Raw genomic sequence first — 24,111 nt, 5'->3', positions numbered from 1 at the left:
TACCGGACCGATAAGTGTACGACGGTACGCGCCGAAATGCGTGGTGACCGAGGTCAGGGGCCCTCCGGCGGGCGTGCACCGGGGCGCCCGTCCGCTCACACGGCATCACCGGGCGTCACGGTCGTGCCCGGGGCGGCGGTGCGGCCGCCCCGGGGGTGCGCGACCCGCTACCGCGCGTTGAAGTACTTCGCCTCCGGGTGGTGGATGACGATCGCGTCGGTGGACTGCTCGGGGTGGAGCTGGAACTCCTCGGAGAGCTGGACGCCGATCCGTTCCGGCTGCAGCAGGTCGGCGATCTTGGCGCGGTCCTCCAGGTCGGGGCAGGCACCGTAGCCCAGCGAGAAGCGCGCGCCGCGGTACTTCAGCGCGAACATGTCCTCGACGTCGGCCGGGTCCTCGCCGGCGAAGCCGAGTTCGGCGCGGACGCGGGCGTGCCAGTACTCGGCGAGTGCTTCGGCCAGCTGGACGGACAGGCCGTGCAGTTCGAGGTAGTCGCGGTAGGAGTTGGCGGCGAAGAGTTTGGCGGTCTCCTCGCCGATGCGGGAGCCGACGGTGACGACCTGGAGGCCGACGACGTCCTTCTCGCCGGTCTCCTCGGGTCGGAAGTAGTCGGCCAGGCACAGGCGGCGGCCGCGGCGCTGGCGCGGGAAGGTGAAGCGGGTGCGCTCGGTGCCGTCCTCGTGCAGGAGGATCAGGTCGTCGCCCTTGGAGACGCAGGGGAAGTAGCCGTGCACGACGGCGGCTTCGAGCAGGTTCTCGGTCTGCAGCTTGTCGAGCCAGCCGCGCAGCCGGGGGCGGCCCTCGGTCTCCACCAGCTCCTCGTAGGTGGGGCCGTCGCCGGTGCGGGCCTGCTTGAGACCCCACTGCCCCTTGAACAGCGCCCCCTCGTCCAGCCAGGAGGCGTAGTCGGCGAGCTGGATGCCCTTGACCACGCGGGTCCCCCAGAACGGCGGGGCGGGCACCGGGTTGTCGACGGCGACGTCGGAGCGCACCGCGCCCTCCGGCTCCTCGACCTCCAGCACGGCCGTGTCCCGCTTGGGCACCCGGCGTTGCTTGAGTTCGGGGAGGGTGGCGCCGGGCACGCCGCGCTTGACGGCGATCAGGGCGTCCATCAGGCGCAGGCCCTCGAAGGCGTCGCGGGCGTAGCGGACCTCGCCCTCGTAGATCTCGTGCAGGTCCTGTTCGACGTAGGCGCGGGTGAGGGCGGCGCCGCCGAGGATGACGGGGAAGTCGGCCGCCATCTTGCGCTGGTTGAGCTCCTCCAGGTTCTCCTTCATGATCACCGTGGACTTCACCAGCAGCCCGGACATCCCGATCACATCGGCCCGGTGCTCCTCGGCGGCCTCCAGGATCGCCGAGACCGGCTGCTTGATGCCGAGGTTGACGACGTTGTAGCCGTTGTTGGACAGGATGATGTCGACGAGGTTCTTGCCGATGTCGTGGACGTCGCCGCGGACGGTGGCCAGCACGATGGTGCCCTTGCCCTCGTCGTCCGACTTCTCCATGTGCGGCTCCAGATAGGCCACCGCGCTCTTCATCACCTCGGCCGACTGCAGCACGAACGGCAACTGCATCTGCCCCGAGCCGAACAGCTCACCGACGACCTTCATCCCCTCCAGAAGGGTCTGGTTGACGATGTCCAGCGCGGGACGCTCCCGCAGCGCCTCGTCGAGATCGGCCTCCAGACCGTTCTTCTCACCGTCGATGATCCGCCGCTGCAGACGCTCGTCCAGCGGCAGCGCGGCCAGTTCCTCGGCCTTGCCGGCCTTGAGCGACTTGGCGGTGGCGCCCTCGAAGAGCTCCATCAGCTTCTGCAGCGGGTCGTAGCCCTCGCTGCGACGGTCGTAGACCAGGTCGAGGGCGGTTTTGACCTGCTCCTCCTCCAGCCGCGCGATCGGCAGGATCTTGCTCGCGTGCACAATCGCCGAATCCAGACCGGCCTTGACGCACTCGTCCAGGAACACCGAGTTCAGCACGATCCGCGCGGCCGGGTTCAGGCCGAAGGAGATGTTCGACAGGCCCAGCGTGGTCTGGACCTCGGGGTGGCGCTTCTTCAGCTCCCGGATCGCCTCGATCGTGGCGATGCCGTCCTTGCGGGACTCCTCCTGACCGGTGCAGATCGTGAACGTCAGACAGTCGATGAGGATGTCGCACTCATGAATGCCCCAGTTGCCCGTCAGATCCTCGATCAGCCGCTCGGCGATGGCCACCTTGTGCTCGACGGTGCGGGCCTGGCCCTCCTCGTCGATGGTCAGCGCGATCAGCGCCGCACCGTGCTCCGCCGCCAGCGCCGTGACCTTCGCGAACCGTGACTCCGGCCCGTCCCCGTCCTCGTAGTTGACGGAGTTGATCACCGCACGGCCACCGAGCTTCTCCAGGCCGGCCTGGATCACGTCCAGCTCCGTGGAGTCCAGCACGACCGGCAGGGTGGAGGCGGTGGCGAACCGGCCCGCCAGCTCCTCCATGTCCGCCACACCGTCCCGGCCGACGTAGTCGACGCACAGGTCCAGCATGTGCGCGCCCTCACGGATCTGGTCGCGGGCCATCTCCACACAGTCGTCCCAGCGCCCCTCCAGCATCGCCTCCCGGAACTTCTTCGACCCGTTCGCGTTCGTCCGCTCCCCGATCGCCAGATACGACGTGTCCTGGCGGAAGGGGACCGTCTGGTAGAGGGAGGCGGCACCCGGCTCCGGGCGCGGCGCACGCGCCGGCGGGGCGATGCCGCGCACCCGCTCGACGACCTGCCGCAGATGCTCCGGCGTCGTCCCGCAACAACCGCCGACCAGCGACAGCCCGTACTCGCCGACGAACGTCTCCTGCGCGTCGGCCAGCTCCGCCGCCGTCAGCGGATAGTGCGCGCCGTCCTTGCCCAGCACCGGCAGCCCCGCGTTGGGCATACAGGCGATCGGGACGCGGGAGTGGCGGGCCAGGTAGCGCAGGTGCTCGCTCATCTCCGCCGGGCCGGTGGCGCAGTTCAGGCCGATCATGTCGATGCCCAGCGGCTCCAGCGCCGTCAGCGCCGCACCGATCTCCGACCCGAGCAGCATCGTGCCCGTCGTCTCGACCGTCACCGAACAGATCACCGGCAGGTCACTGCCGGTCGCCTTCAGGGCGCGCCGCGCGCCGAGGATGGCGGCCTTGGTCTGCAGCAGGTCCTGCGTGGTCTCCACCAGCAGCGCGTCCGCACCACCGGCGATCATCCCCTCCGCGTTCTGCTGGTACGCGTCGCGCAGCGTGACGTAGGGCGCGTGGCCCAGCGTCGGCAGCTTGGTGCCCGGACCCATGGAGCCGAGGACGTAGCGCTGCTGACCGGTCGAGGCGGTGAACTCGTCCGCGACCTCACGCGCGATCCGCGCACCGGACTCCGACAGCTCGAAGACCCGCTCGGGAATGTCGTACTCCGCCAGCGCCGCGAAGTTCGCACCGAAGGTATTGGTCTCCACACAGTCCACACCGACCGCGAAGTACTCCTCATGCACCGACCGCACAATGTCCGGCCGCGTCAGATTGAGGATCTCGTTGCAGCCCTCCAACTGCTGGAAGTCCTCCATGGACGGATCCTGCGCCTGCAGCATGGTGCCCATCGCACCATCGGCGACCACCACCCGCGTGGCCAGGGCCTCGCGTAGTGAGGTGGTGCGGGACGTGCTGTGGGACGTGGGCGTGTTCGAGGCCATGGAGATGCTCCCGTGGTTGCGACGGCTGTCGGCTTTGCACCCTCCTTCAGAGGGCGCACCCGGCCAGCGTAGCTGCCGGTCCGGTACACGTGTTCCCCGTTCCACGCCCTGGACAGCACTGCTCCACCCCCCTGCGCGCGCGAACCGTGATCGTTGGCAGACTCCGTTCGCCGAGCGAAAGACTCCGAAACGCTGACTCCAGTCGGCATGGACCGATATCGTTCAGCATTGTCGAACCGCTCACTTCGGAGGTTGCCCGATGGCACGCACCATCCAGTCGCTGGAGCGCGCCGCAGCGATGCTGCGGCTGCTCGCAGGAGGGGAACGGCGACTGGGACTCTCCGACATCTCCTCCTCACTGGGACTGGCCAAGGGCACCGCCCACGGGATCCTGCGCACGCTGCAGCAGGAGGGCTTCGTCGAGCAGGACGACACCTCCGGGCGCTACCAGCTGGGCGCGGAGCTGCTGCGGCTGGGCAACAGCTACCTGGACGTGCACGAGCTGCGCGCCCGCGCCCTGGTGTGGACCGACGACCTGGCCCGCTCCAGCGGCGAGGCCGTCTACCTGGGCGTGCTGCACCAGGCCGGCGTGCTGATCGTCCACCACGTCTTCCGTCCTGACGACAGCCGGCAGGTGCTGGAGGTGGGCGCGATGCAGCCGCTGCACAGCACGGCGCTGGGCAAGGTGCTGTCGGCGTACGACCCGGTGGCGCACAGCGAGATCGTCGAGGCGGACCGGACGGCGTTCACCCCGCGCACACTGACCGGGCTCGGGGAGATCGAGGGACTGCTGGACCTGACCCGGGCGCGGGGCTGGGCCGCGGACGTGGAGGAGACCTGGGAGGGGGTGGCGTCGGTGGCCGCGCCGATCCACGACCGGCGGCGGATGCCGGTGGGTGCGGTGGGTGTCACAGGAGCGGTCGAGCGGGTCTGCCAGGAGGGCGAACTGCGGCCGGAAATCATCGCTGCTGTGAGGGATTGCGCACGCGCCGTGTCCCGGGATCTTGGTGCAGGGCGATTCTGACCGGATTCACCCCATAAGTTCACCTAAGTTTTTCGCCACGGAACCCTTGACGGGGTTCTACCGGTGAACAAAACTGCCGTTCGTCGGTCGGCATTGTCGAACACCTAACGGCAATATTCGCTATGGTGGGGCATTGCCGCGGGCCGACCACCGCCCTCTCGGAGGGCGCGGACCACCGGACGGGACCCGGGGTCCGTCTTCCCCTGGACGAAGGACAAAGGAGTCGCGGGTGTCCAGCTCCGACATCTTCATCAGCGAGACCATCGGTACCGCTGTTCTGATCTTGCTCGGCGGTGGCGTCTGCGCCGCCGTCACCTTCAAGCGCTCCAAGGCGTTCAACGCCGGATGGGTCGCCATCGCCTTCGGGTGGGGCTTCGCCGTCCTCACGGGTGCCTACATCGCCGCGAAGTCCGGCGCACACCTCAACCCCGCGGTCACCATCGGCCTCGCCATCAAGGGCGGTATCGAGTGGAGCCAGGTGCCGGTCTACTTCGGCGGCGAGATGCTCGGCGCCATGATCGGCGCGGTGCTGGTGTGGATCACCTACTACGGGCAGTTCCAGGCCCATCTGAGTGACCCCGAGGTGCTGGCCGACCACACCGGCGAGGAGGGCCTGGTCGACCAGTCCGCCGCGCCCTCCGCCGGACCGGTCCTCGGCATCTTCTCCACCGGTCCGGAGATCCGGAACGCGGTGCAGAACCTGGCCACCGAGATCATCGCCACCACCGTGCTCGTGCTGTCGATCCTCACGCTCGGCCTGAGCGACAACGGCAAGGGCGTCGGCGTCATCGGCACCCTGCTGGTCGCGCTGGTCGTCACCGGCATCGGCCTGTCGCTCGGCGGTCCGACCGGGTACGCGATCAACCCGGTCCGCGACCTCGGCCCGCGCATCGTGCACGCGCTTCTGCCGCTGCGGAACAAGGGCGGTTCAGACTGGGGCTACGCCTGGATCCCGGTCGTCGGCCCGCTCATCGGCGGAGCCCTCGCCGGTGGCATCTACCAGGTGGCGTTCGCCTGAGCCGCCTGACCGCCCCGACTCCGCCCGCACCGACTTCTTGGAGCACACCATGAGCGACACCCCCAGCACCTCCTCCCACGGGAACGGCCCGTTCATCGCGGCCATCGACCAGGGCACCACGTCCAGCCGCTGCATCGTCTTCGACAAGGACGGCCGGATCGTCTCGGTCGACCAGAAGGAGCACGAGCAGATCTTCCCGAAGCCGGGCTGGGTCGAGCACGACGCCACCGAGATCTGGAACAACGTCCAGCAGGTCGTCGACAGCGCCGTCGAGAAGGCGGGGCTCACCGCCGCCGACGTCAAGGCGATCGGCATCACCAACCAGCGCGAGACCACCGTCCTGTGGGACCGAACCACCGGTGAGCCGGTCCACAACGCCATCGTCTGGCAGGACACCCGCACCGACGCGCTCTGCAAGGAACTCGGCCGCAACGTCGGCCAGGACCGCTTCCGCCGCGAGACCGGCCTGCCGCTGGCCTCCTACTTCGCCGGCCCGAAGATCCGCTGGCTGCTCGACAACGTCGACGGCCTGCGCGAGCGCGCCGAGCGCGGCGACATCCTCTTCGGCACCATGGACTCCTGGGTCATCTGGAACCTGACCGGCGGTGTCGACGGCGGCGTGCACGTCACGGACGTCACCAACGCCTCGCGCACCATGCTGATGAACCTCCACCGCCTGGAGTGGGACCCGAAGATCCTCACGTCGATGGAGATCCCGGCGGCCGTGCTGCCGGAGATCAAGTCCTCCGCCGAGGTCTACGGCCACGCCACCGGCGGTGTGCTGGCCGGCGTCCCGGTCGCCTCGGCGCTCGGCGACCAGCAGGCCGCGCTGTTCGGCCAGACCTGCTTCGAGCAGGGCGAGGCCAAGTCCACGTACGGCACCGGCACCTTCATGCTGATGAACACCGGCCACGAGCCGGTGAACTCCTACAACGGACTGCTGACCACGGTCGGCTACCGCATCGGCGACGAGCAGCCGGTCTACGCCCTGGAAGGCTCCATCGCCGTCACCGGCTCGCTCGTCCAGTGGATGCGCGACCAGATGGGGCTGATCAACAGCGCGGCCGAGATCGAGACCCTGGCCAGCACGGTCGAGGACAACGGCGGCGCGTACTTCGTGCCGGCCTTCTCCGGCCTGTTCGCCCCCTACTGGCGCTCGGACGCGCGCGGTGTCATCGCGGGCCTGACCCGCTACGTCACCAAGGCGCACATCGCGCGCGCCGTGCTCGAGGCCACCGCCTGGCAGACCCGTGAGATCACCGACGCCATGACCAAGGACTCCGGCGTCGAGCTGACCGCGCTCAAGGTCGACGGCGGAATGACCTCCAACAACCTGCTGATGCAGACCATCTCGGACTTCCTGGACGCACCCGTGGTGCGCCCGATGGTCGCCGAGACCACCTGCCTCGGCGCTGCCTACGCGGCCGGACTGGCCGTCGGCTTCTGGTCCAGCACCGACGAGCTGCGCGCCAACTGGCGCCGGGCCGCCGAATGGACCCCCCGGATGGATGCGGCCACCCGTGACCGCGAGTACAAGAGCTGGCTCAAGGCCGTCGAGCGGACCATGGGCTGGATCGAGGACGAGGAGTAATCATGAGCACCCTGCAGAGCGTCCCGGCACTCGGGACGCACCCGGCCAGTGGTTCGCACGCGAGCCGCGCCGAGACTCGGGAGCAGCTTTCCAAGGCGACGTACGACCTCCTGGTGATCGGCGGCGGCATCCTGGGCATCTCCACCGCCTGGCACGCCGCACAGGCCGGACTGCGGGTGGCCCTGGTGGACGCCGGTGACTTCGCCGGCGCCACCTCCTCCGCCTCCTCCAAGCTGCTCCACGGCGGTCTGCGCTACCTGCAGACCGGCGCGGTCAAGCTGGTGGCGGAGAACCACTTCGAGCGGCGTGCGGTGTCCCGCCAGGTCGCGCCGCACCTCGCCAACCCCCTGACCTTCTACCTGCCCGTCTACAAGGGCGGCCCGCACGGCGCGGCCAAGCTGGGCGCGGGCGTCTTCGCCTACTCGGCGCTGTCCGCGTTCGGCGACGGCGTCGGCCACGTCATATCCCCGGCCAAGGCGCAGCGCGACGTGCCGGAGCTGCGGACGGACAACCTCAAGGCCGTGGCCGTGTACGGCGACGACCAGATGAACGACTCCCGGATGGCCCTGATGACCGTCCGTGCGGCGGCCGCGGCCGGCGCCACGGTCCTCAACCACGCCGAGGTCACCGGCCTGCGCTTCACCCAGGGCCGGGTCACCGGCGCGGAACTCAAGGACCGGGTCGAGGGCGCGGAGTTCGGCGTCAACGCCCGTCTGGTGCTCAACGCCACCGGCCCGTGGGTGGACCACCTGCGCAAGATGGAGGACGCGAACGCGGCCCCGTCCATCCGGCTGTCGAAGGGCGCGCACCTGGTCCTCAAGCGGACCGCGCCCTGGAAGGCCGCGCTGGCCACCCCGATCGACAAGTACCGCATCACCTTCGCCCTCCCCTGGGAGGACATGCTGCTGCTGGGCACCACCGACGAGGAGTTCGAGGGCGACCCGGCGGACGTCTCGGTCACCGAGAAGGACACCGCGCAGATCCTGGACGAGGCGGCCTTCTCCGTCCGCGACCAGCAGCTGTCGCGCGATCTGATCACCTACTCCTTCGCGGGTCTGCGGGTGCTGCCCGGCGGCCCCGGCGACACCTCCAAGGCCAAGCGCGAGACGGTCGTGACCGAGGGCAGCGGCGGCATGCTGTCGGTGGCCGGCGGCAAGTGGACGACCTTCCGGCACATCGGCCGCACGGTCATGAACAAGCTGGCCGCGCTGCCCGGCCACCCGCTGGCCGAGGACATGGAGCCCATCGCGCACCTGCCGAAGAAGCTCCCGCTGCCCGGTATCGCCAACCCGAACGCGGTCGCGCACCGGCTGCTCGTCGACGGCGGCACGCCCGGCCCGCGGATGGCCCCGGAGACCGCCCGGCACCTCGCCACCCACTACGGTTCGCTGTCCTTCGACATCGCCCGGCTGGCGAACGAGAACCCGGCGCTGGCCGAGCGCATCCACCCGGACGCGCCGGAGATCTGGGCGCAGGTCGCCTACGCCCGCGACCACGAGTGGGCCGAGACGGTCGACGATGTGCTGCGCCGCCGCACGACGCTGACGATCCGTGGCCTGGACACGGAGGACGTGCGGGCCCGGGTCAAGGACATGCTGGCCGGCTGACGCGGACGGACGGCCGCCGAAGGCGGCGGCCGAGCGGCCGACGGTGCCTCACGGTGGCGTACGGCGCGTGACGATGGGGCGGTCCACGGGGCCGCCCCATCGGCGTATCCGGACGGGGAGCGCGCGGCAGGACATAATGAGGCCAGACATCGGATGTCTGTGCCGGTATCCGGCGGGCGGTATCCGGGCGGGTCCGAGCGGGGAGGTCGGCATGGCGGTCACCGACGAGGCCATCGAGAAGATCAAGGGCATGATCGTCTCCGGCGCGCTGCGGCCGGGCGACCGGCTGCCGAAGGAGAGCGAGCTGGCGGCCGAACTGGGCCTGTCCCGCAACTCGCTGCGCGAGGCGGTGCGCGCGCTGTCCCTGATCCGCATCCTGGATGTGCGCCAGGGCGACGGCACCTACGTCACCAGCCTCGATCCGCAGCTCCTGCTGGAGGCCATGAGCTTCGTGGTGGACTTCCACCGCGACGACACGGTGCTGGAGTTCCTCGCCGTCCGCCGGATCCTGGAGCCGGCCGCCACGGCCATGGCCGCCGGCCGGATGGGACCCGCGGAACTCGACGCCCTGGAGGGCCAGTTGAACGCGCTGGGGCCCAGCCCCTCGGTCGAGGACCTGGTCGCCTGCGACCTGGAGTTCCACCGCGGGATCGTCGCGGCGTCCGGCAACTCCGTGCTCTGCTCGCTGCTGGAAGGGATCTCCGGGCCGACCACCCGGGCCAGGATCTGGCGGGGCCTGACCCAGAAGGACGCGGTGGCCCGCACCCTCACCGAACACCGCGCGATCCTCGGCGCCCTGCGCGACCGGGACGCGGAGGCCGCGCGGGCGTGGGCGACGGTGCACATCGCGAGCGTGGAGCAGTGGCTGCGCGCGTCACTGTGACACGGGCCGGTGCCGCCGCACGCCGGGCCGGGCCGATCTTCGGGGTCCTGCCTAGACCAGCCACTTCCCGTCGCGCATCAGGGTCCGCCCGGCCATCTCCGGAACCGTTCCCCACGCCTGCAGCACCGTCGGGGTGACCTGGAAGAAGACGTACGACGGGTGGTCCTCACGGGGGTCCCAGCCGTCCTTGGCGGCGAAGGCATCGCCCACCTCGGCCGGAAGCTCCTCGCGGGTCAGCATGCGCGTGGTGCCGTGGACCAGGACCACGTCCCGGGTATGGCCGAAGCTGAGCCGAACCCGGCCGGAGGCGCACAGGTTCCGCCCGGTCGGGTTGGTGTCACGGGTCGACAGCCACACCGCCTCGCCGTCCCACCAGAAGGCCAGCGGAACGAGGCACGGCTCGCCACCGCCGTCGGCCGTGGCGACCCATACATCGTTGTCCCGCGCGAGCCGTTCCAGCGCCTCGCGCTTGCGCTGTTCCGGGCTGCGGGGTCCGCTGGGGCGAGCGTCGACTGAGGTCATGCGGGAAGGTTATGACGTGGAGCCGTCCGCCACATCCGGCGGCGGAACTAGGGCGCGGGACGGAGGGGCATCGGCCTCACGGTCCGTCGCCTCCCCCAGTCCGTCGTGCTTCCTCCCCGGCCGCCCCTCGCCCCATCCCCTCACCGCCGCACGCCATACACCCGCGCCGCCGTCCCCCCGAAGACGTCCGCCCGTTCCGGTTCGCTCAGGTGGCTCGTGGCCGACTCCGCGAGGGCCACGACATCCTCGTAGCCCGCGGCCAGGGTGCACACCGGCCAGTCGGAACCGAACATCACGCGGCCAGGGCCGAAGGACTCCAGGACGTGGCGGGCGTAGGGCAGGATCTGCTGCGGGCGCCAGGCGTCCCAGTCGGCCTCGGTGACCAGTCCGGACAGCTTGCAGCTGACGTTGGGCAGGCCGGCGAGCGCGGTGAGGGCGTCCGCCCAGGGCTGCCAGTCGCCGCGCGCGACGGCCGGTTTGGCGGCGTGGTCCAGCACGAAGGACAGCTCGGGCACGGCGCGTACGGCGGCGTGGGCGGCGGGCAGTTCGCGCGGGGTGACCAGCAGGTCGTAGACCAGCCCGGCGCCGGCCAGGGTGCGCAGGCCCCGGAGGACGTCCGGGCGGACGAGCCAGTCGGGGTCCGGTTCGTCCTGCACCTGGTGCCGGATGCCCACCAGAGGGCCGGGCGGCGCGGCGAGGACCTCGGCGAGCGCCGGGTCGCGGAGATCGGCCCATCCCACGACGCCGGCGAGGGGCCCCTCCCCCGCCGCGAGGGCGAGCAGTTCGGCGGTCTCCTCGTACGAGGACGACGACTGGACGACGAGGGTGGCGTCGATGCCGTGGCCGGTCAGGTGCGGGGCGAGGTCGCCCGGCGCATAGCCGCGGCGGATCGGGTCGGCCCACGGCCCGTCCATCCACGGCTGGTCGCGCCGGCTGAGGTCCCACAGATGGTGATGGGCGTCGATACGCATCAGGGGCGCGCTCCGGGGTCGGGCTCAGTCCTGCAGGGGCAGCGGCAGATCGGGGTCGAGCAGGCCGCGGGCGACGAGCGTATGCCACAGCGCGTCCGGGATGTGCCGGGTGAACAGCGCGGCGTTCTCGGCCATTTCCCCGGGGCGGGCGGCGCCGACGACGACGGAGGCGACGGCACGGTGGCCGAAGGGGAAGCGGAGCGCGGCCGCTTTGAGGGGGACGCCGAACTCCGCGCAGACGGCGGAGAGTTGACGTGCCCGGTCGAGGAGGGCGGGCGGCGCGGGCGCGTAGTCGTAGGGCGCGCCGGGTGACGGGTCGGCCAGCAGGCCGGAGTTGTAGACGCCGCCGACGACCACACCGGTGCCGCGGCGCTCGCACGCGGGCAGCAGGTCGTCGAAGGCGGTGCGCTCCAGCAGGGTCCAGCGGCCGGCGCAGAGCACCACGTCCACGTCCAGGTCGGCGACCAGACGGGCCAGCGGACCGCTGTGGTTCATGCCGAAGCCGATGGCGCGGACCACGCCCTCGGCGCGCAGTTCGGCGAGGGCCGGGAAGCCGGTCTCGTACACCTCGCGCAGGTGGTCCTCGACGTCGTGGAGGTAGACGATGTCCACCGCGTCCACCCCGAGCCGCGCCAGGGAGGCGTCCAGGGTGGCGCGGATGCCGTCGCGGGAAAGGTCGCGCACCCGGGCGCGGGCGGGGGTGTCCACGAAGCCCTCGCCGTCCGTCCGCTCCCCCGGGACGAGCGGGCGCAGCCGGCGGCCGACCTTGGTGGCGAGGGTGTAGGCGGCCCGGTCGTATCCGCGCAGGGCCCGGCCGAGGCGTTCCTCGGACAGGCCCACGCCGTAGTGGGGGGCGGTGTCGAAGTGGGCGGCGCCGGTGGCCAGGGCGGTGTGGACGACTTGCCGCGCCTGCTCCTCGGGGACGGCGCGGTAGAGGTTGCCGAGCGGGGCGCAGCCCAGGCCCAGGGGCGGGACGGTGACGCCGCTGCGCCCCAGCTCGCGCGGTCCGTACGGGGGTCGGTGCACGGCGGGCCTCAGTCCTGTTTCTCGCCGCTGGTGAACCGGGAGATGACCAGCGCGACGATGATGATCATGCCGTTGAGGAACTGGGTCCACAGCGGCGGCACACCGCCCAGGGTCATCACGTTGATGACGAGTTGGAGGGTGAGGACGCCGGTGAGCGCGCCGAAGAGGGTGCCCCGGCCGCCTTTGAGGCTGATGCCGCCGATGACCGCGGCGGCGAAGACCTGGAAGATCCAGCCGTTGCCCTGGCTCGCGGAGACCGCGCCGTAGTGGCCGGTGTAGAGGATGCCGGCGAACGCGGCGAGCAGTCCGCCGACGGCCAGCACGATCCAGGTGAGGCGGTCCACCCGGATGCCGGCCGCGCGGGCCGCCTCCGGGTTGCCGCCGATGGCGTACAGCGCCCGCCCGTGCCGGAGGTAGCCGAGGGCCGCGCCGCCGAGCCCGAACAGGGCGAGGCAGATCCAGACGGCGGCCGGCGCGCCCAGCCAGTCGGCCTGGCCCAAGTAGGCGAAGGACTCCGGGACATGGCCGATGGACTGCCCCTCGGAGATGCCCACCTGCAGCCCGCGCAGCGCGGTGAGCATGCCGAGGGTGGCGATGAAGCCGTTGACCCGCAGGACGAGGACGAGGAAGCCGTTGACGGCGCCGACCGCCGCGCCCACGGCCAGGCAGAGCGGGACGGCCGTCCAGGCGGGGAGGAGTTCCAGCCCGGCGAAGCGGGCGCCGTGCGCGGGCATCACCAGCCACAGCGCGAGCACCGGGGCCAGGCCGATGGTGGACTCCAGCGAGAGGTCCATCCGTCCGCTGATGAGGATGAGCGCCTCGCCGAGCACCAGCAGGCCCAGCTCGGTGGACTGCTGGACGACGCCGACGAGGTTGTCCCGGGTGAGGAACGCAGGCGACACGATGAAGCCGATGACGCCCAAGGCGAAGATCACCGGCACCAGGGAGAAGTCCCGCCGGCGGGCCGGGCCGCCGCGGGGCCTGCGGCGCGGCGGGCCGGCCACCGCGTCGGCGGCCGGCGGCGATACGGTCTCGGTCATGGCGCGGTCCCTTCCGTTCCCTGCGTGTTCCGGGCGTCCGGCGCGGGGGCGCGGCCCGGTCCGGCCCCGGTGTCCCCGCCGGCGGCGGCCGCCACGCCCTCCATCGCGGCGACGAGTGCGTGGTCGTGCCAGCCGGCGGCGAACTCGGCGGTCACCCGGCCGTGGAAGACCGCCAGCACCCGGTCGCAGACCCGCAGGTCGTCCAGCTCGTCGGAGACGATCAGGGCGCCGCTGCCGCCGTCCGCGACCTCCCGGACCACGTTCAGCAGCGCGCCCTTGGACTTGACGTCGACGCCGTTGGTGGGCCGGACGGCGACCAGCACGGCGGGCTCGCGGGCCAGCGCGCGGGCGATCACGACCTTCTGCTGGTTGCCGCCGGAGAGCCCGGACACCATCTGGCCGGGCCCGGTGGTCCGGATGTCCAGTGCCGCGATCATGCGCCGGGCGAACGCGCGGGTCCGGGAGGGCAGGACGGTGCCGGCCGGCCCGAGCTGGTCGGCGACGGTGAGCGTGGCGTTCTCGGCGACGCTGCGGCCCGGGACGAGCCCTTCGCGGTGCCGGTCCTCGGGGACGTAGCCGATGCCGGCGGCGAGGGCGTGCGGCACACTGCCCGTACGGACCGGCCGCCCGCGCACCGCGATCCGGCCGCCGTCGGGGGCGCGCAGCCCCGCCAGCGTCTCGCCGATCGCGGTGGTGCCGCTGGCGGTGGCGCCCGCGAGGCCCACCACCTCCCCGGCCCGTACGGTCAGGTCGAGCGGCGCGAAGTGCCCCTCACAGGCCAGCTGCCGGGTGCGCAGCACCGGCTCCCCCGCCGTGCGCGGGCTCCTCCGCGGCTGCCGCGCGGGGCCCGCCTCCTCGCCGGTCATCGCCGCCACCAGCGTCTCCTCGGCCAGCCCCCGGACAGGTGCGGTCAGCACAGGGCGGGCGTCACGGAGGACGGTGACGGTGTCGCACAGCTCGTGGACCTCCTGGAGGTGGTGCGAGATGAACAGGAAGGCCACGCCCCGGGCGCGCAGCTCGCGCAACCTGCCGAAGAGCCGGTCGATGCCGGCGGCGTCGAGCCGGGCGGTGGGCTCGTCGAGGATGATCAGCCGGGCGCCGCCGGACAGCGCGCGGGCGATCTCCACGAACTGCCGCTGCTCCACGCCGATTTCCCTGATCCGGGCGGCCGGGTCGACGTCGACGCCGTACCCGGCGAGCAGCTCGCGGGCCCGCTCGCGCAGGGCCCGCCAGCGGATGGCGCGGGTGCCCTGGAAGCCCAGGAAGAGGTTCTCCGCGACGGTCAGCTCGGGCACGGTCATCGACTTCTGGTGGACGCAGGCCACGGTGCGCCGCCAGGCGGCGGTGTCGCCCCAGCGGGGCGCGGGCGCGCCGCCGAAGGTGACCCGGCCGGCGTCCGGGCGGGTCATGCCGGTCAGCACGGACACCAGGGTGGACTTGCCGGCGCCGTTGCGGCCGACGAGGGCGTGCGCCTCGCCGGGACGTACGGTCAGCCGGGCGCCGTCGAGCGCGAGGGTGGGTCCGTAGCGCTTGACGATGCCCTCGGCGTGCACCGCCGCCGTGCGGTCGTCCGCCGCCACCGCTACTTCTTCTCCAGCTGGTTGGCCCACAGCTTCGGGTCGTCGACGGTGTCCTTGGTGACCAGGGGCGCCGGCAGCTGGTCCTCCAGGCCGTTCTTGATCTTCACGATGGTCGAGCCGTGGCCGGTGGGCCCCGGCCGGAAGGTCTTCCCGGCCAGGCCGGCCCGCGCGTAGTACAGCGCGTACTCGGCGTACAGGTCGGCGGGCTGGGACAGGGTGGCGTCGATCTTCCCGGCGCGGATCGCGTCCAGTTCGTCCGGGATGCCGTCGTTGGAGATGATGGTGAGGTGGCCGGGGGAACCGGCCGGCCGCAGCAGCTTCTTCTGCTCCAGCAGGGCGAGCACCGGCTGCAGGAAGGCGCCGCCGGCCTGCAGGTACAGGCCGCGCACGTCCGGGTGCTGGGCGAGCAGGCTCTGCAGCTTGGCGGAGGCGACCTCGCCCTTCCAGTCGGTGGCCAGCTCGTGCACGGTGATCTTCGGGAACCTCTTCTTCATGCAGGCCGCGAACGCCTCGGAGCGGTCCCGCCCGTTGACCGAGCTGAGGTCGCCCTGGAGTTCGGCGACCCGGCCCCTGCCGCCCAGCCGCCTGCCGAGGTACTCGCAGGACTTCTCGCCGTAGGCACGGTTGTCGGCACGGACGACCATGTAGACCTTGCCGTCGTCGGGGCGGGTGTCGACGCTCACCACCGGGATCTTCTTCTCCGCCAGGCGCTGCAGCGCGGCGGAGACGGCGCCGGTGTCCTGCGGGGCCATGACGATCGCCTTGGCGCCCTGGTCGGTGAGCGCCTGCACATTGGCGACGACCTTGCCGATGTCGTTCTGCGAGGTGGACAGCGGCAGCGCGGCCGGCCCGCCGTGCGCCAGGTCCTTTTCGAGGTACTGCTGGTAGGAGTTCCAGAAGTCGGTGTCCGTACGGGGCACGTCGATGCCGATCCTGCCGCCGGCGGCGTCACCGCCGCGGTTGCAGCCGGCGAGCGCGGCGGTGGCGAGCAGCGCGGCACAGGCCGCCGCGCCGGTCGTACGCAGTCTCATGGGTGGTCCCTCGGTCGTGGTGTGCGGCTGGGGTGCGGTCGCGGTACGGGCGGCGGCCGGTCAGGGGGCGGGGCGCAGCCGCAGCCCCTGCATGCCCCCGTCCACGGCGAGCGCCGTGCCGGTGATGCCGGAGGCGGCCGGGGACGCCAAGCAGGCGATGGCGGCGGCCACTTCGGCGGCGGTGACCAGCCGGCCCATCGGCTGGCGGGCGCGCAGGGCGGCGCGTTCGGCGTCCGGGTCGTCGGCCGCGTCCAGCAGCCTGCCGACCCACGGGGTGTCGGCGGTGCCGGGATTGACGCAGTTGACGCGGATGCCCTCCCGGAGGTGGTCGGCGGCCATCGCGAGGGTCAGCGAGAGGACGGCGCCCTTGCTGGCGCTGTAGAGGGCGCGCTGCGGCAGGCCGGCGGTGGCGGCGATGGAGCAGGTGTGGGTGACCGAGACCCGGCCCGGTGCGCCGGCCGCGGTGCGGCGCAGCGCGGGGAGCGCGGCGCGGGCGGTGCGCACCAGGCCCAGTACGTTCACGTCCAGGACCCGGGCCCACTCCGCGTCGTCATGGTCCTCGACCGTGCCGACCGCGCCGATGCCGGCGTTGCCGACGAGGGTGTGCAGGGCGCCGAGCCGCTCCACCGCCTCGTCGACGGCGGCGCGGACGGCGGCGTCGGCGGTGACATCGGCCCGGATCCGGATGGCCCCGGCGGGCGCGCCGGAGGGGTCGCGGTCCAGGACGGCGACCCGGGCGCCGCGCGCCAGCAGCAGGGCCGCGGTGGCCGCCCCGATGCCGGAGCCGCCGCCGGTGACCAGCGCGGCCATCCCCGCGAAGTCGCCCGGCGGCCGCTCGTCGTGCGGTGCGGAACTCATACGGGGACCTCCTGTTCGCCGGGCCTGCGGTGCGGGGGCCGGCGGGCGCGCCAGACCGGCCCGTCGGGGAAACGGTGGGCGGCGACCGACGCGGGCTTCATCCGGGCCGAGAAGCCGGGCGCGGTGGGGGCGCGGTAGCGGCCGCGCTCGACGACGGCCGGATCGCTGAAGTGGTCGTGCAGGTGGTCGACGTACTCGATCACCCGGTCCTCCCGGCTCCCGGACACCGCCACGTAGTCGAACATCGCCAGGTGCTGCACCAGCTCGCACAGCCCGACCCCGCCCGCGTGCGGGCACACCGGGACGCCGTACTTCGCGGCCAGCAGGAGGATCGCGAGGTTCTCGTTGACCCCGGCCACCCGGGCCGCGTCGATCTGGACGAAGTCCACCGCGCCGGCCTGCAGCAGCTGTTTGAAGACGACGCGGTTGGCGGCGTGCTCGCCGGTGGCGACCTTCACGGGCTGGCCGGTGCGCACCGCGGCGTGGCCCAGGACGTCGTCCGGGCTGGTCGGTTCCTCGATCCAGTGCGGGGCGTACGGCGCGAGCGCGGTCATCCAGCGGACCGCCTCGGCCACGTCCCAGCGCTGGTTGGCGTCGACGGCGATCCGTACGCCGGGCCCGACCGCGTCCCGCGCCAGCCGCATCCGCCGGATGTCGTCGTCGAGGTCGGCGCCCACCTTCAGCTTGATCTGGCCGAAGCCGTCGGCCACCGCCCGCCGGGCCAGCCGCACCAGCGTGGCGTCGTCGTAGCCGAGCCAGCCGGGCGAGGTGGTGTAGGCCGGGTAGCCCTCGGCCTTGAGCCGGGCGGCGCGCTCGGCCCGGCCGGGCGCCGCGGCGCGCAGGACGGCCAGTGCCTCGTCGGGGGTCAGGGCGTCGGTCAGATAGCGGAAGTCGACGAGCGCGACCAGTTCCTCCGGCGTCAGCGCGGCGAGGAACTCCCACACCGGCAGGCCGGCCCGGGCGGCGGCCAGGTCCCAGGCGGCGTTGATCACGGCGCCGGCCGCCATCTGCATCACGCCCTTCTCGGGGCCGAGCCAGCGCAGCTGGGAGTCGTGGGTGAGGTCGTGGTGCAGGGCGGCGAGGCCGGCGGCGGTGGCGGGCACGGGGCGGCCGACGAGGTACGGGGCGAGGGAGCGGATGGCGGCGGCCATGACATCGTTGCCGCGCCCGATCGTGAAGCAGAGGCCGTGGCCCGGGGGTCCGCCGCCGGTGTGCAGCACGACATAGGCGGCGGAGTAGTCGGGGTCCGGGTTCATGGCGTCCGAGCCGTCGAGCCGTTCCGAGGTGGGGAACCGGACGTCGTGGACCTCCAGCCCGGTGACGGTGTCGGACGCGGCCATGGGCATGCCCCCTGGGATGTTGCGGAAGAACATCGGACCTTTCCCGGTCATCCGATGTATAGACCCGTGTGTCAACCAGCGTCCAGACCCCGTACGGAAGTTGACCGAACAACGCTCGATACAGATCGGATGAATCGCGACCCCTTCGTGCAAAGGGGCTGCGGACCGGCACCTCGGACGCCGTAGTCTTGGGAGCGCACGCAATGGAACTGCTGCCGGCGGCCGCCCCAGGCGGCCGGACCGGTCGGAAGGAGGCGCTGGGTGATCGAGCTCGAGGGGGTGCCCGAGCTGATCGACCCGGTCATGGTGGCCGCGTTCGAAGGCTGGAACGACGCCGGCGACGCCGCCTCCGCCGCGGTCGCGCATCTGGACCGGGAATGGAAGGGCGAGGTGTTCGCCGCGCTGGACGCGGAGGACTACTACGACTTCCAGGTGAACCGCCCCACCGTCTTCCTGGACGGCGGCGTACGCAAGATCACCTGGCCGACGACCCGGCTCTCCGTCGTCCGCGTCGGCGACACGAACGGCAAGGGCCGGACCCGCGATCTCGTCCTGGTCCGCGGTATCGAGCCCAGCATGCGCTGGCGCTCGTTCTGCAACGAAATCCTCGGCTTCGCCCACGAGTTGGGCGTGGAGATGCTGGTGGTGCTGGGCTCCCTGCTCGGCGACACCCCGCACACCCGCCCGGTGCCGGTCAGCGGGGTCACCTCCGACGCGGAGCTGGCGAGCCGCCTGGACCTGGAGGAGTCCCGCTACGAGGGCCCGACGGGCATCGTCGGCATCCTCCAGGAGGCGTGCACCCACGCGGGCGTCCCGGCGGTGAGCCTGTGGGCCGCGGTGCCGCACTACGTCTCCCAGCCGCCCAACCCGAAGGCCAGCCTGGCGCTGCTCAACCGCCTGGAGGACCTCCTCGGCGTCCGTATCCCGCTCGGTGAGCTGAGCGAGGACGCGCGCGCCTGGCAGCTCGGAGTCGACCAGCTGGCCGCGGAGGACAGCGAGGTCGCCGAGTACGTCCAGTCGCTGGAGGAGGCGCGGGACACCGCCGACCTGCCGGAGGCGTCGGGCGAGGCCATCGCCCGCGAGTTCGAGCGCTATCTGCGCCGCCGCGACCCACAGGCCCCGCCCGGTGTGGCGACCGAGGGCGGGCTCGCCGACGGCCGTGACGGCTCCTACCTCCGCGACTCCGCCGGCGGCCGCACCCGCCCGCCCCGCCCGGTGTCCAAGGACCCGCGCGAGCCGAAGTCCGGTGACGACACCGGCACGGGGCCGAAGGACGCGGGCCGGGGCAAGGGCCCGGCCGACTCCCCCGACCCGTCGGGGGAGTCGGATTCCGCCGACTCCGCGCAGCCGGAGGACGGCCCGGAGGACACCGGGAACTGACCGCCCCCGGCGCGCCGCGGCACACCACGGGCGCCGGACCGGCCGGTCCGGCGCCCGTGCGCCGCCCGCCCCGGAGGCGGGGCCGCGCTCAGCCCGTGCAGTGGAAGCGGGCCCCCGCCCAGTCGCCGTGATCACCGGCCTTCTTGCCGTCGGTGTCGGTCACCTTCAGGCGTACGTGCCGGGCCCCGCCGAGCGGCACGTCCACCGCCACCGGCGCCGAGGCGCCGGTCGTCTTCGGCGAGGTCCACAGCACCTTGCCGTCCCCCTCCACCGAGAAGGCGACCTCGCCGTAGTCGGCGATCTCGTCGTCGATCCCGGCGACCGCGGTGAAGGACCGGCAGCGCCCGCCGGTGAAGAACTCCAGGTCGGAGTCGGCGTGGGTGCCCAGGCCCTTGGCGTACGCCGTCCCGGCGAGGGTGAGCGGATGACCGTCCGCCGGCCCCGACTCGCCGTTGCTGCGGTCGCGTTCGGCCGGGCCGTAGCCGTTGGCGGCGCTCAGCCACTCCAGATCACTCGCCCAGGTGTCGTGGACGGGCGCCTTCGGCACGGCCCGCACCTGGAAGCGGTGCACCGCCGTGCGCGGCGCGCCCGCCGAGCGGTAGCGGACGGTCGCGGTGACGGTGACCGGGTCCGGTCCGGCGTCCGCGGGCGCGGTGAGCGTCAGCGCGTCGCGCACGGTGGCCCCGGCCCCGATCCGCGCGTGGCGCGCCGGCGCCGGGACGGTCCAGCCCCGGGGCGCGGCCAGCGACACCGACACCCGACGCGCGTCGCGGGTGCCCGCGGTGAGCGCCGTCCGTACGGCCGTCGGCGCGCCCTTGGTCACCTCCTGCCCGCCCGGTGTGGTCACCGCGACCGTCGCGCCCGGCGTCCGGCCGCCGACCGCGCTCGCGCCCCGCAGCGTCAGCGTGAACGCGCGGTCGGTGGAGCGGGCGGCGGTCTTGATCCGGACGACGCCGGCGCGGTCGGCGGGGTCGTAGAACCAGCCCTGGTCCGCCGCCTCGAAGGCGCCCGCGGACGGCAGCCGCTTCAGCGCCCGGCCCGCCAGGGCGACCCCGCGCGGGGCGTCCCCGGTGTGCACGGTGAAGCGGTAGGGCCGGGCCGTCTGCTTGCCGTGGAACGAGCCGCGCGAGGCACCGACGTCGAGCCGTACGTCGCCGCCTCCGGAGCGCGGGGCCGTCACCCGCACCCGCTGGGTGGCGCTGTGGCCGTCCCGGTGGGCGCGGGTCACCCCGTCGTCCTCGTAGAGGGTGAACGAGGAACGGCCCCGCGGGTAGACGTCCCAGGCGAGCGGCGAGCGGGCCGTCCGGTCCCGGTACGACCTGATGCCCGGCCACATGGGCACGGCGGCACCGGCCCTGACGAACAGGGGCAGGGTGTCCAGCGGCGCGCTGTAGCCGTCGATCGTGGCCGGTCCCCGGTAGGTGCGCCCGGACCAGTAGTCGACCCAGGTGCCCTTCGGGAGGTAGATGCCGTCGCGGGTGTCGGTGTCCCGGTAGACGGGCGCGACGAGGAAGTCCCGGCCGGTCAGGAACTCGTATTTCGTGGCGTCGGTGGCGGCCTTCGGGTCGTCGGGGTATTCGAGCGCCAGCGGGCGCACCGGCCCGACGCCGGTCCGGGTCGCCTCGGCCGCGTAGGAGTACATGTACGGCAGCAGCGACTCCTTGAGCTTCAGGTACCTCCGGTTGATGGAGGTGTAGGGCTCGCCCTGGCGGTAGGGCTGCTTGTCGGCGGGCGCCCAGCCGTCCATCGTCATCATCGCCGGGAGGAAGGACTTCCACTGCAGGTCGCGGACGTACGTCTGCGGGCTGCCGCCGAAGATGCCGTCCACGTCGCCGGTCGTGTAGGCGAGCCCGGACAGCGTCGCCCCCGCGTAGGTCGGTATCTGCCAGCGGATGTAGTCCCAGCTGCCGCTCTGGTCACCCGACCACTGGACGCCGCAGCGCTGGGCGCCCGACCAGCTCTCGGGGGCCCAGGTGAAGCCCCGGGCGTCGCTGTTGTCCTCGATGCCCCGGTAGGCGTCCTTGCAGCCGTCCAGCGCGAACTTGTAGCCGTCGCCGACCCAGGCGACGTCCAGTTTGGCGATCCGCTGGCCCGCCTTCACCTGGTCGGCGAGCTTGCCGATGCCGTCCTCGGTCCACAGTCCGAGCGTCATCTTCCGCTCGCCGAGACCCTTCGAGGTCTCGGCGAGGTTCTCGTAGCCGCAGCCGTAGCCGTCGTTGACCAGCATCCAGCCGTTGGGCATGTCGTGGGCGGTGTACCCGTCGGCGACCTTCAGCGCGTCCAGGGTGTGCCGCTCGCCCCGGTTCGCGTTGTGCAGGTAGCAGTCCGAGTCGCCGGTCTCCAGGCCGTACAGCGGCGGCAGGAAGGGTTTTCCGGTCAGCGAGGTGTACTGGCCGATGACGTCCTTGGCGCCCGGCCCGGCGAAGTAGTAGGCGTCGAAGCGCCGTTCCTGCGCGGTGGTCCGCACCGGTTGGCCGAAGGCGTAGGTGTTGGGCGCGTAGGTGTTGCGGAAGACGCCGTACCCCGCGGAGGAGAGGTAGAAGGGGACGGAGTTGGGGTGTCCGCCGTCGTCCCAGTGGTAGTCGACGCCGACCTCGACGGTGTGGCCGCGGTGCGAGGTGCTGCCGCGTCCGTTCTGCATGCCGGCGCCGTAGAACTGCTCGTCGCGGCCGCGCGCCAGGGTCTGGGTGGTGGTCTTGTCGTCCCAGGTCAGCCCCTTCGCCTCGGACCACACCAACGAGCCGTCGGCGCGGCGCAGTTCGAAGCGCAGCGGCGCCTTGAACGCCTTCAGGGTGACCTGGGAGGTGCGGAGTTCGTAGGCGTCGCCGGCGTCCCGCCAGTGGGTGGCGGGCGGCGCGCCCTGGGGCAGCACGATGTCCTTGCCGGTGGGGTCGGAGAAGTCGCCGTCCGGGGCGAGTTCGAGGCGGAAGGTCCGGTCGGTCACGAAGCTGACGCGGGCCTCGGCCGGGCCGGCGTGCAGCCGGTAGACGGGCCCGTCCGCCGTGAAGCCGGTGACGTCGCCGACGGTCCGCGCGGGGGCGGGGCCGTCGGCCCGTACGCTGCCCACCGGCCCCGCGACGGCCGCCGCGAGCCCGAGCAGCGCGGCAACGACCGCCGCCCGCAGTCCTGTTGGTTTCCTCATGCCCGCAGCTCTAGTGCGCCGGCGGGCGGTGCCTCCATGGACTCTCGGGCCGGGTTGCTGGATTTCCGCGCGCCCGTCGGCCGCCGCCCACGCACGAGGGGCGCCCCCGCCGTCCGGCGAGGGCGCCCCTGAGGACGGATGAGGCGGTGCCTACAGGGCCACGCCGAGCAGCGCGTCGACCGCACGGGAGACGAGGCCGGGGGCGCCCTCGTCGGTGCCGCCGCCGGACTCCTGCGCCGCGGCCCAGCGGTCCACGGCCGCCAGGGCCGCCGGGGAGTCGAGGTCGTCGGCGAGCGCCGTACGGATCTCCTCCAGGAGGGCGTCGGCGGACGGGCCGTCGGGACGGGAGACCGCGGCGCGCCAGCGCGCCAGCCGCTCCCCGGCCTCCTCCAGCACCGCGTCGGTCCACTCCCAGTCGGCGCGGTAGTGGTGCGCGAGCAGCGCCAGGCGGATCGCCGCCGGGTCGGTGCCGGCGCGCCGCACCGCGGAGACGAAGACCAGGTTGCCCTTGGACTTGGACATCTTCGCGCCGTTCAGGGCCACCATCCCGGCGTGCACATACGCCTTGGCGAACGGGTGCTCGCCGGTGAGCGCCTGGGCGTGCGAGGCGCCCATCTCGTGGTGCGGAAAGGCGAGGTCGGAGCCGCCGCCCTGGACGTCGAAGCCCATGCCGAGGTGTTCCAGGGCGATGGCGACGCACTCGATGTGCCAGCCGGGCCTGCCGCGGCCCAGCGAGCCGCCGTCCCAGCTCGGCTCGCCGTCGCGGGCCGCCATCCACAGCATCGGGTCGAGCGGGTTCTTCTTGCCCTCGCGCTCCGGGTCGCCGCCGCGCTCGGCGGACAGCAGCCGCATCGCCTCGGCGTCCAGTCCGGAGACCTCGCCGAAGTGCGCGTCGGAGGCGACGGAGAAGTAGACGTCGCCGTCCAGGTCGTAGGCGGCGCCGGCTTCGCGCAGCCGCTCCACCAGCGGGACGATGCCGGGTATCGCCTCGACGGCGCCTATGTAGTGGCGGGGCGGCAGCATCCGCAGGGCCGTCATGTCCTCGCGGAAGAGGGCGGTCTCGCGCTCGGCGAGCGCGGTCCAGTCGTCGCCGGTGGCCACGGCCCGCTCCAGCAGCGGATCGTCGACATCGGTGACGTTCTGCACGTAGTGCACCTGGCGCTTCGTGTCGAGCCACACGCGCTGAACCAGGTCGAACGCGTTGTAGGTCGCCGCGTGCCCCATGTGGGTGGCGTCGTACGGCGTGATGCCGCAGACGTAGATACGGGCGACGGGACCGGGGGCGAGGGTCACCCGTCCGCCGGTCGCGGTGTCGTGGATCCTCAGGTCGCGGCCCTGACCGGGCAGGGCGGGGACCTCAGAAACGGGCCATGCATGCATGCCATGAGCCTAACCGGACGGACGTTCCGCATACGAACCGG

At 72.5% G+C, this 24,111-nt stretch carries 17 protein-coding genes; 6 read left to right on the top strand and 11 right to left on the bottom strand.

The features are described from left to right. Positions 1-167: 167 nt before the first annotated feature. On the bottom strand, positions 168-3,677 hold the full coding sequence (gene metH / locus K7396_RS28950; RefSeq protein WP_223660233.1) for a methionine synthase: 3,510 nt from the start codon (positions 3,675-3,677) through the stop codon (positions 168-170). 259 nt (positions 3,678-3,936) lie between these two features. Here metH and K7396_RS28945 point away from each other — a divergent pair, with 259 nt between their 5' ends. From K7396_RS28945 to K7396_RS28925, 5 genes are all read left to right on the top strand, one after another. Next, positions 3,937-4,701: an IclR family transcriptional regulator gene (locus K7396_RS28945; RefSeq protein ID WP_086721112.1), complete on the top strand. Its 765-nt coding sequence runs from the start codon at positions 3,937-3,939 to the stop codon at positions 4,699-4,701. A 229-nt stretch (positions 4,702-4,930) separates the two neighbouring features. Next, positions 4,931-5,719 carry an MIP/aquaporin family protein gene (locus tag K7396_RS28940; protein WP_086721111.1) on the top strand — a complete coding sequence of 263 codons (789 nt, stop codon included), beginning with the start codon at positions 4,931-4,933 and terminating at the stop codon, positions 5,717-5,719. A 49-nt stretch (positions 5,720-5,768) separates the two neighbouring features. Continuing rightward, a complete protein-coding gene (gene glpK, locus K7396_RS28935; RefSeq protein ID WP_086721110.1) occupies positions 5,769-7,310 on the top strand; it encodes a glycerol kinase GlpK in 1,542 nt (513 codons plus the stop codon). A gap of 2 nt (positions 7,311-7,312) precedes the next feature. Then, entirely contained in the window at positions 7,313-8,917 is a 1,605-nt protein-coding gene (locus tag K7396_RS28930) for a glycerol-3-phosphate dehydrogenase/oxidase (protein ID WP_086721109.1), read from the top strand. 211 nt (positions 8,918-9,128) lie between these two features. Beyond that, entirely contained in the window at positions 9,129-9,800 is a 672-nt protein-coding gene (locus tag K7396_RS28925; RefSeq protein WP_086721108.1) for a FadR/GntR family transcriptional regulator, read from the top strand. A 51-nt stretch (positions 9,801-9,851) separates the two neighbouring features. Here K7396_RS28925 and K7396_RS28920 read toward each other — a convergent pair whose 3' ends face one another. The 8 genes from K7396_RS28920 to K7396_RS28885 form a co-directional block, all read right to left on the bottom strand. Further along, positions 9,852-10,322 (bottom strand): pyridoxamine 5'-phosphate oxidase family protein, encoded by a 471-nt coding sequence (locus K7396_RS28920; RefSeq protein ID WP_086721107.1) that lies wholly within the window; start codon positions 10,320-10,322, stop codon positions 9,852-9,854. A gap of 140 nt (positions 10,323-10,462) precedes the next feature. After that, a complete protein-coding gene (locus K7396_RS28915) occupies positions 10,463-11,293 on the bottom strand; it encodes an amidohydrolase family protein (protein ID WP_152105051.1) in 831 nt (276 codons plus the stop codon). 24 nt (positions 11,294-11,317) lie between these two features. Next, positions 11,318-12,319, bottom strand: a complete 1,002-nt coding sequence (locus K7396_RS28910) for an aldo/keto reductase (protein WP_223660232.1) — start codon at positions 12,317-12,319, stop codon at positions 11,318-11,320. An 8-nt stretch (positions 12,320-12,327) separates the two neighbouring features. Further along, positions 12,328-13,359, bottom strand: a complete 1,032-nt coding sequence (locus K7396_RS28905; RefSeq protein WP_086721370.1) for an ABC transporter permease — start codon at positions 13,357-13,359, stop codon at positions 12,328-12,330. Continuing rightward, complete coding sequence (locus K7396_RS28900; protein WP_086721371.1) at positions 13,356-14,939, bottom strand: sugar ABC transporter ATP-binding protein; 1,584 nt, start codon at positions 14,937-14,939, stop codon at positions 13,356-13,358. Before K7396_RS28900 ends, K7396_RS28905 begins: the two co-directional genes overlap by 4 nt. Positions 14,940-14,941: 2 nt before the next feature. Beyond that, positions 14,942-15,970: a sugar ABC transporter substrate-binding protein gene (locus tag K7396_RS28895; RefSeq protein WP_086721372.1), complete on the bottom strand. Its 1,029-nt coding sequence runs from the start codon at positions 15,968-15,970 to the stop codon at positions 14,942-14,944. A 60-nt stretch (positions 15,971-16,030) separates the two neighbouring features. Continuing rightward, complete coding sequence (locus K7396_RS28890) at positions 16,031-16,828, bottom strand: SDR family NAD(P)-dependent oxidoreductase (RefSeq protein WP_086721373.1); 798 nt, start codon at positions 16,826-16,828, stop codon at positions 16,031-16,033. Next, entirely contained in the window at positions 16,825-18,168 is a 1,344-nt protein-coding gene (locus tag K7396_RS28885) for an enolase C-terminal domain-like protein (protein ID WP_086721376.1), read from the bottom strand. The genes K7396_RS28890 and K7396_RS28885 overlap by 4 nt, the downstream gene beginning before the upstream one ends. A gap of 261 nt (positions 18,169-18,429) precedes the next feature. On the opposite strand from K7396_RS28885, the gene K7396_RS28880 reads away from it, so the two are divergent. Then, positions 18,430-19,548, top strand: coding sequence for a PAC2 family protein (locus K7396_RS28880; protein ID WP_152105050.1), 1,119 nt, complete (start codon positions 18,430-18,432; stop codon positions 19,546-19,548). Positions 19,549-19,636: 88 nt separating this feature from the next. Here K7396_RS28880 and K7396_RS28875 read toward each other — a convergent pair whose 3' ends face one another. Continuing rightward, on the bottom strand, positions 19,637-22,690 hold the full coding sequence (locus K7396_RS28875; protein ID WP_086718067.1) for an NPCBM/NEW2 domain-containing protein: 3,054 nt from the start codon (positions 22,688-22,690) through the stop codon (positions 19,637-19,639). A gap of 150 nt (positions 22,691-22,840) precedes the next feature. Next, complete coding sequence (gene mshC / locus K7396_RS28870) at positions 22,841-24,070, bottom strand: cysteine--1-D-myo-inosityl 2-amino-2-deoxy-alpha-D-glucopyranoside ligase (protein WP_086718065.1); 1,230 nt, start codon at positions 24,068-24,070, stop codon at positions 22,841-22,843. Positions 24,071-24,111 lie beyond the last annotated feature (41 nt).

The organism is Streptomyces angustmyceticus, from assembly GCF_019933235.1.
GTDB classification, from domain to species: domain Bacteria; phylum Actinomycetota; class Actinomycetes; order Streptomycetales; family Streptomycetaceae; genus Streptomyces; species Streptomyces angustmyceticus.
The sequence above is the reverse complement of the archived record's forward strand: the minus strand, read 5'-3'. Positions and strand labels throughout refer to the sequence as shown.

What these genes read in the sequence shown, in the direction of transcription:
- metH (WP_223660233.1), bottom strand. Translation starts at nt 3,677, where the DNA reads ATGGCCTCGAACACGCCCACGTCCCACAGCACGTCCCGCACCACCTCA.
- K7396_RS28945 (WP_086721112.1), top strand. Translation starts at nt 3,937, where the DNA reads ATGGCACGCACCATCCAGTCGCTGGAGCGCGCCGCAGCGATGCTGCGG.
- glpK (WP_086721110.1), top strand. Translation starts at nt 5,769, where the DNA reads ATGAGCGACACCCCCAGCACCTCCTCCCACGGGAACGGCCCGTTCATC.
- K7396_RS28930 (WP_086721109.1), top strand. Translation starts at nt 7,313, where the DNA reads ATGAGCACCCTGCAGAGCGTCCCGGCACTCGGGACGCACCCGGCCAGT.
- K7396_RS28925 (WP_086721108.1), top strand. Translation starts at nt 9,129, where the DNA reads ATGGCGGTCACCGACGAGGCCATCGAGAAGATCAAGGGCATGATCGTC.
- K7396_RS28920 (WP_086721107.1), bottom strand. Translation starts at nt 10,322, where the DNA reads ATGACCTCAGTCGACGCTCGCCCCAGCGGACCCCGCAGCCCGGAACAG.
- K7396_RS28915 (WP_152105051.1), bottom strand. Translation starts at nt 11,293, where the DNA reads ATGCGTATCGACGCCCATCACCATCTGTGGGACCTCAGCCGGCGCGAC.
- K7396_RS28905 (WP_086721370.1), bottom strand. Translation starts at nt 13,359, where the DNA reads ATGACCGAGACCGTATCGCCGCCGGCCGCCGACGCGGTGGCCGGCCCG.
- K7396_RS28895 (WP_086721372.1), bottom strand. Translation starts at nt 15,970, where the DNA reads ATGAGACTGCGTACGACCGGCGCGGCGGCCTGTGCCGCGCTGCTCGCC.
- K7396_RS28890 (WP_086721373.1), bottom strand. Translation starts at nt 16,828, where the DNA reads ATGAGTTCCGCACCGCACGACGAGCGGCCGCCGGGCGACTTCGCGGGG.
- K7396_RS28885 (WP_086721376.1), bottom strand. Translation starts at nt 18,168, where the DNA reads ATGGCCGCGTCCGACACCGTCACCGGGCTGGAGGTCCACGACGTCCGG.
- K7396_RS28875 (WP_086718067.1), bottom strand. Translation starts at nt 22,690, where the DNA reads ATGAGGAAACCAACAGGACTGCGGGCGGCGGTCGTTGCCGCGCTGCTC.
- mshC (WP_086718065.1), bottom strand. Translation starts at nt 24,070, where the DNA reads ATGCATGCATGGCCCGTTTCTGAGGTCCCCGCCCTGCCCGGTCAGGGC.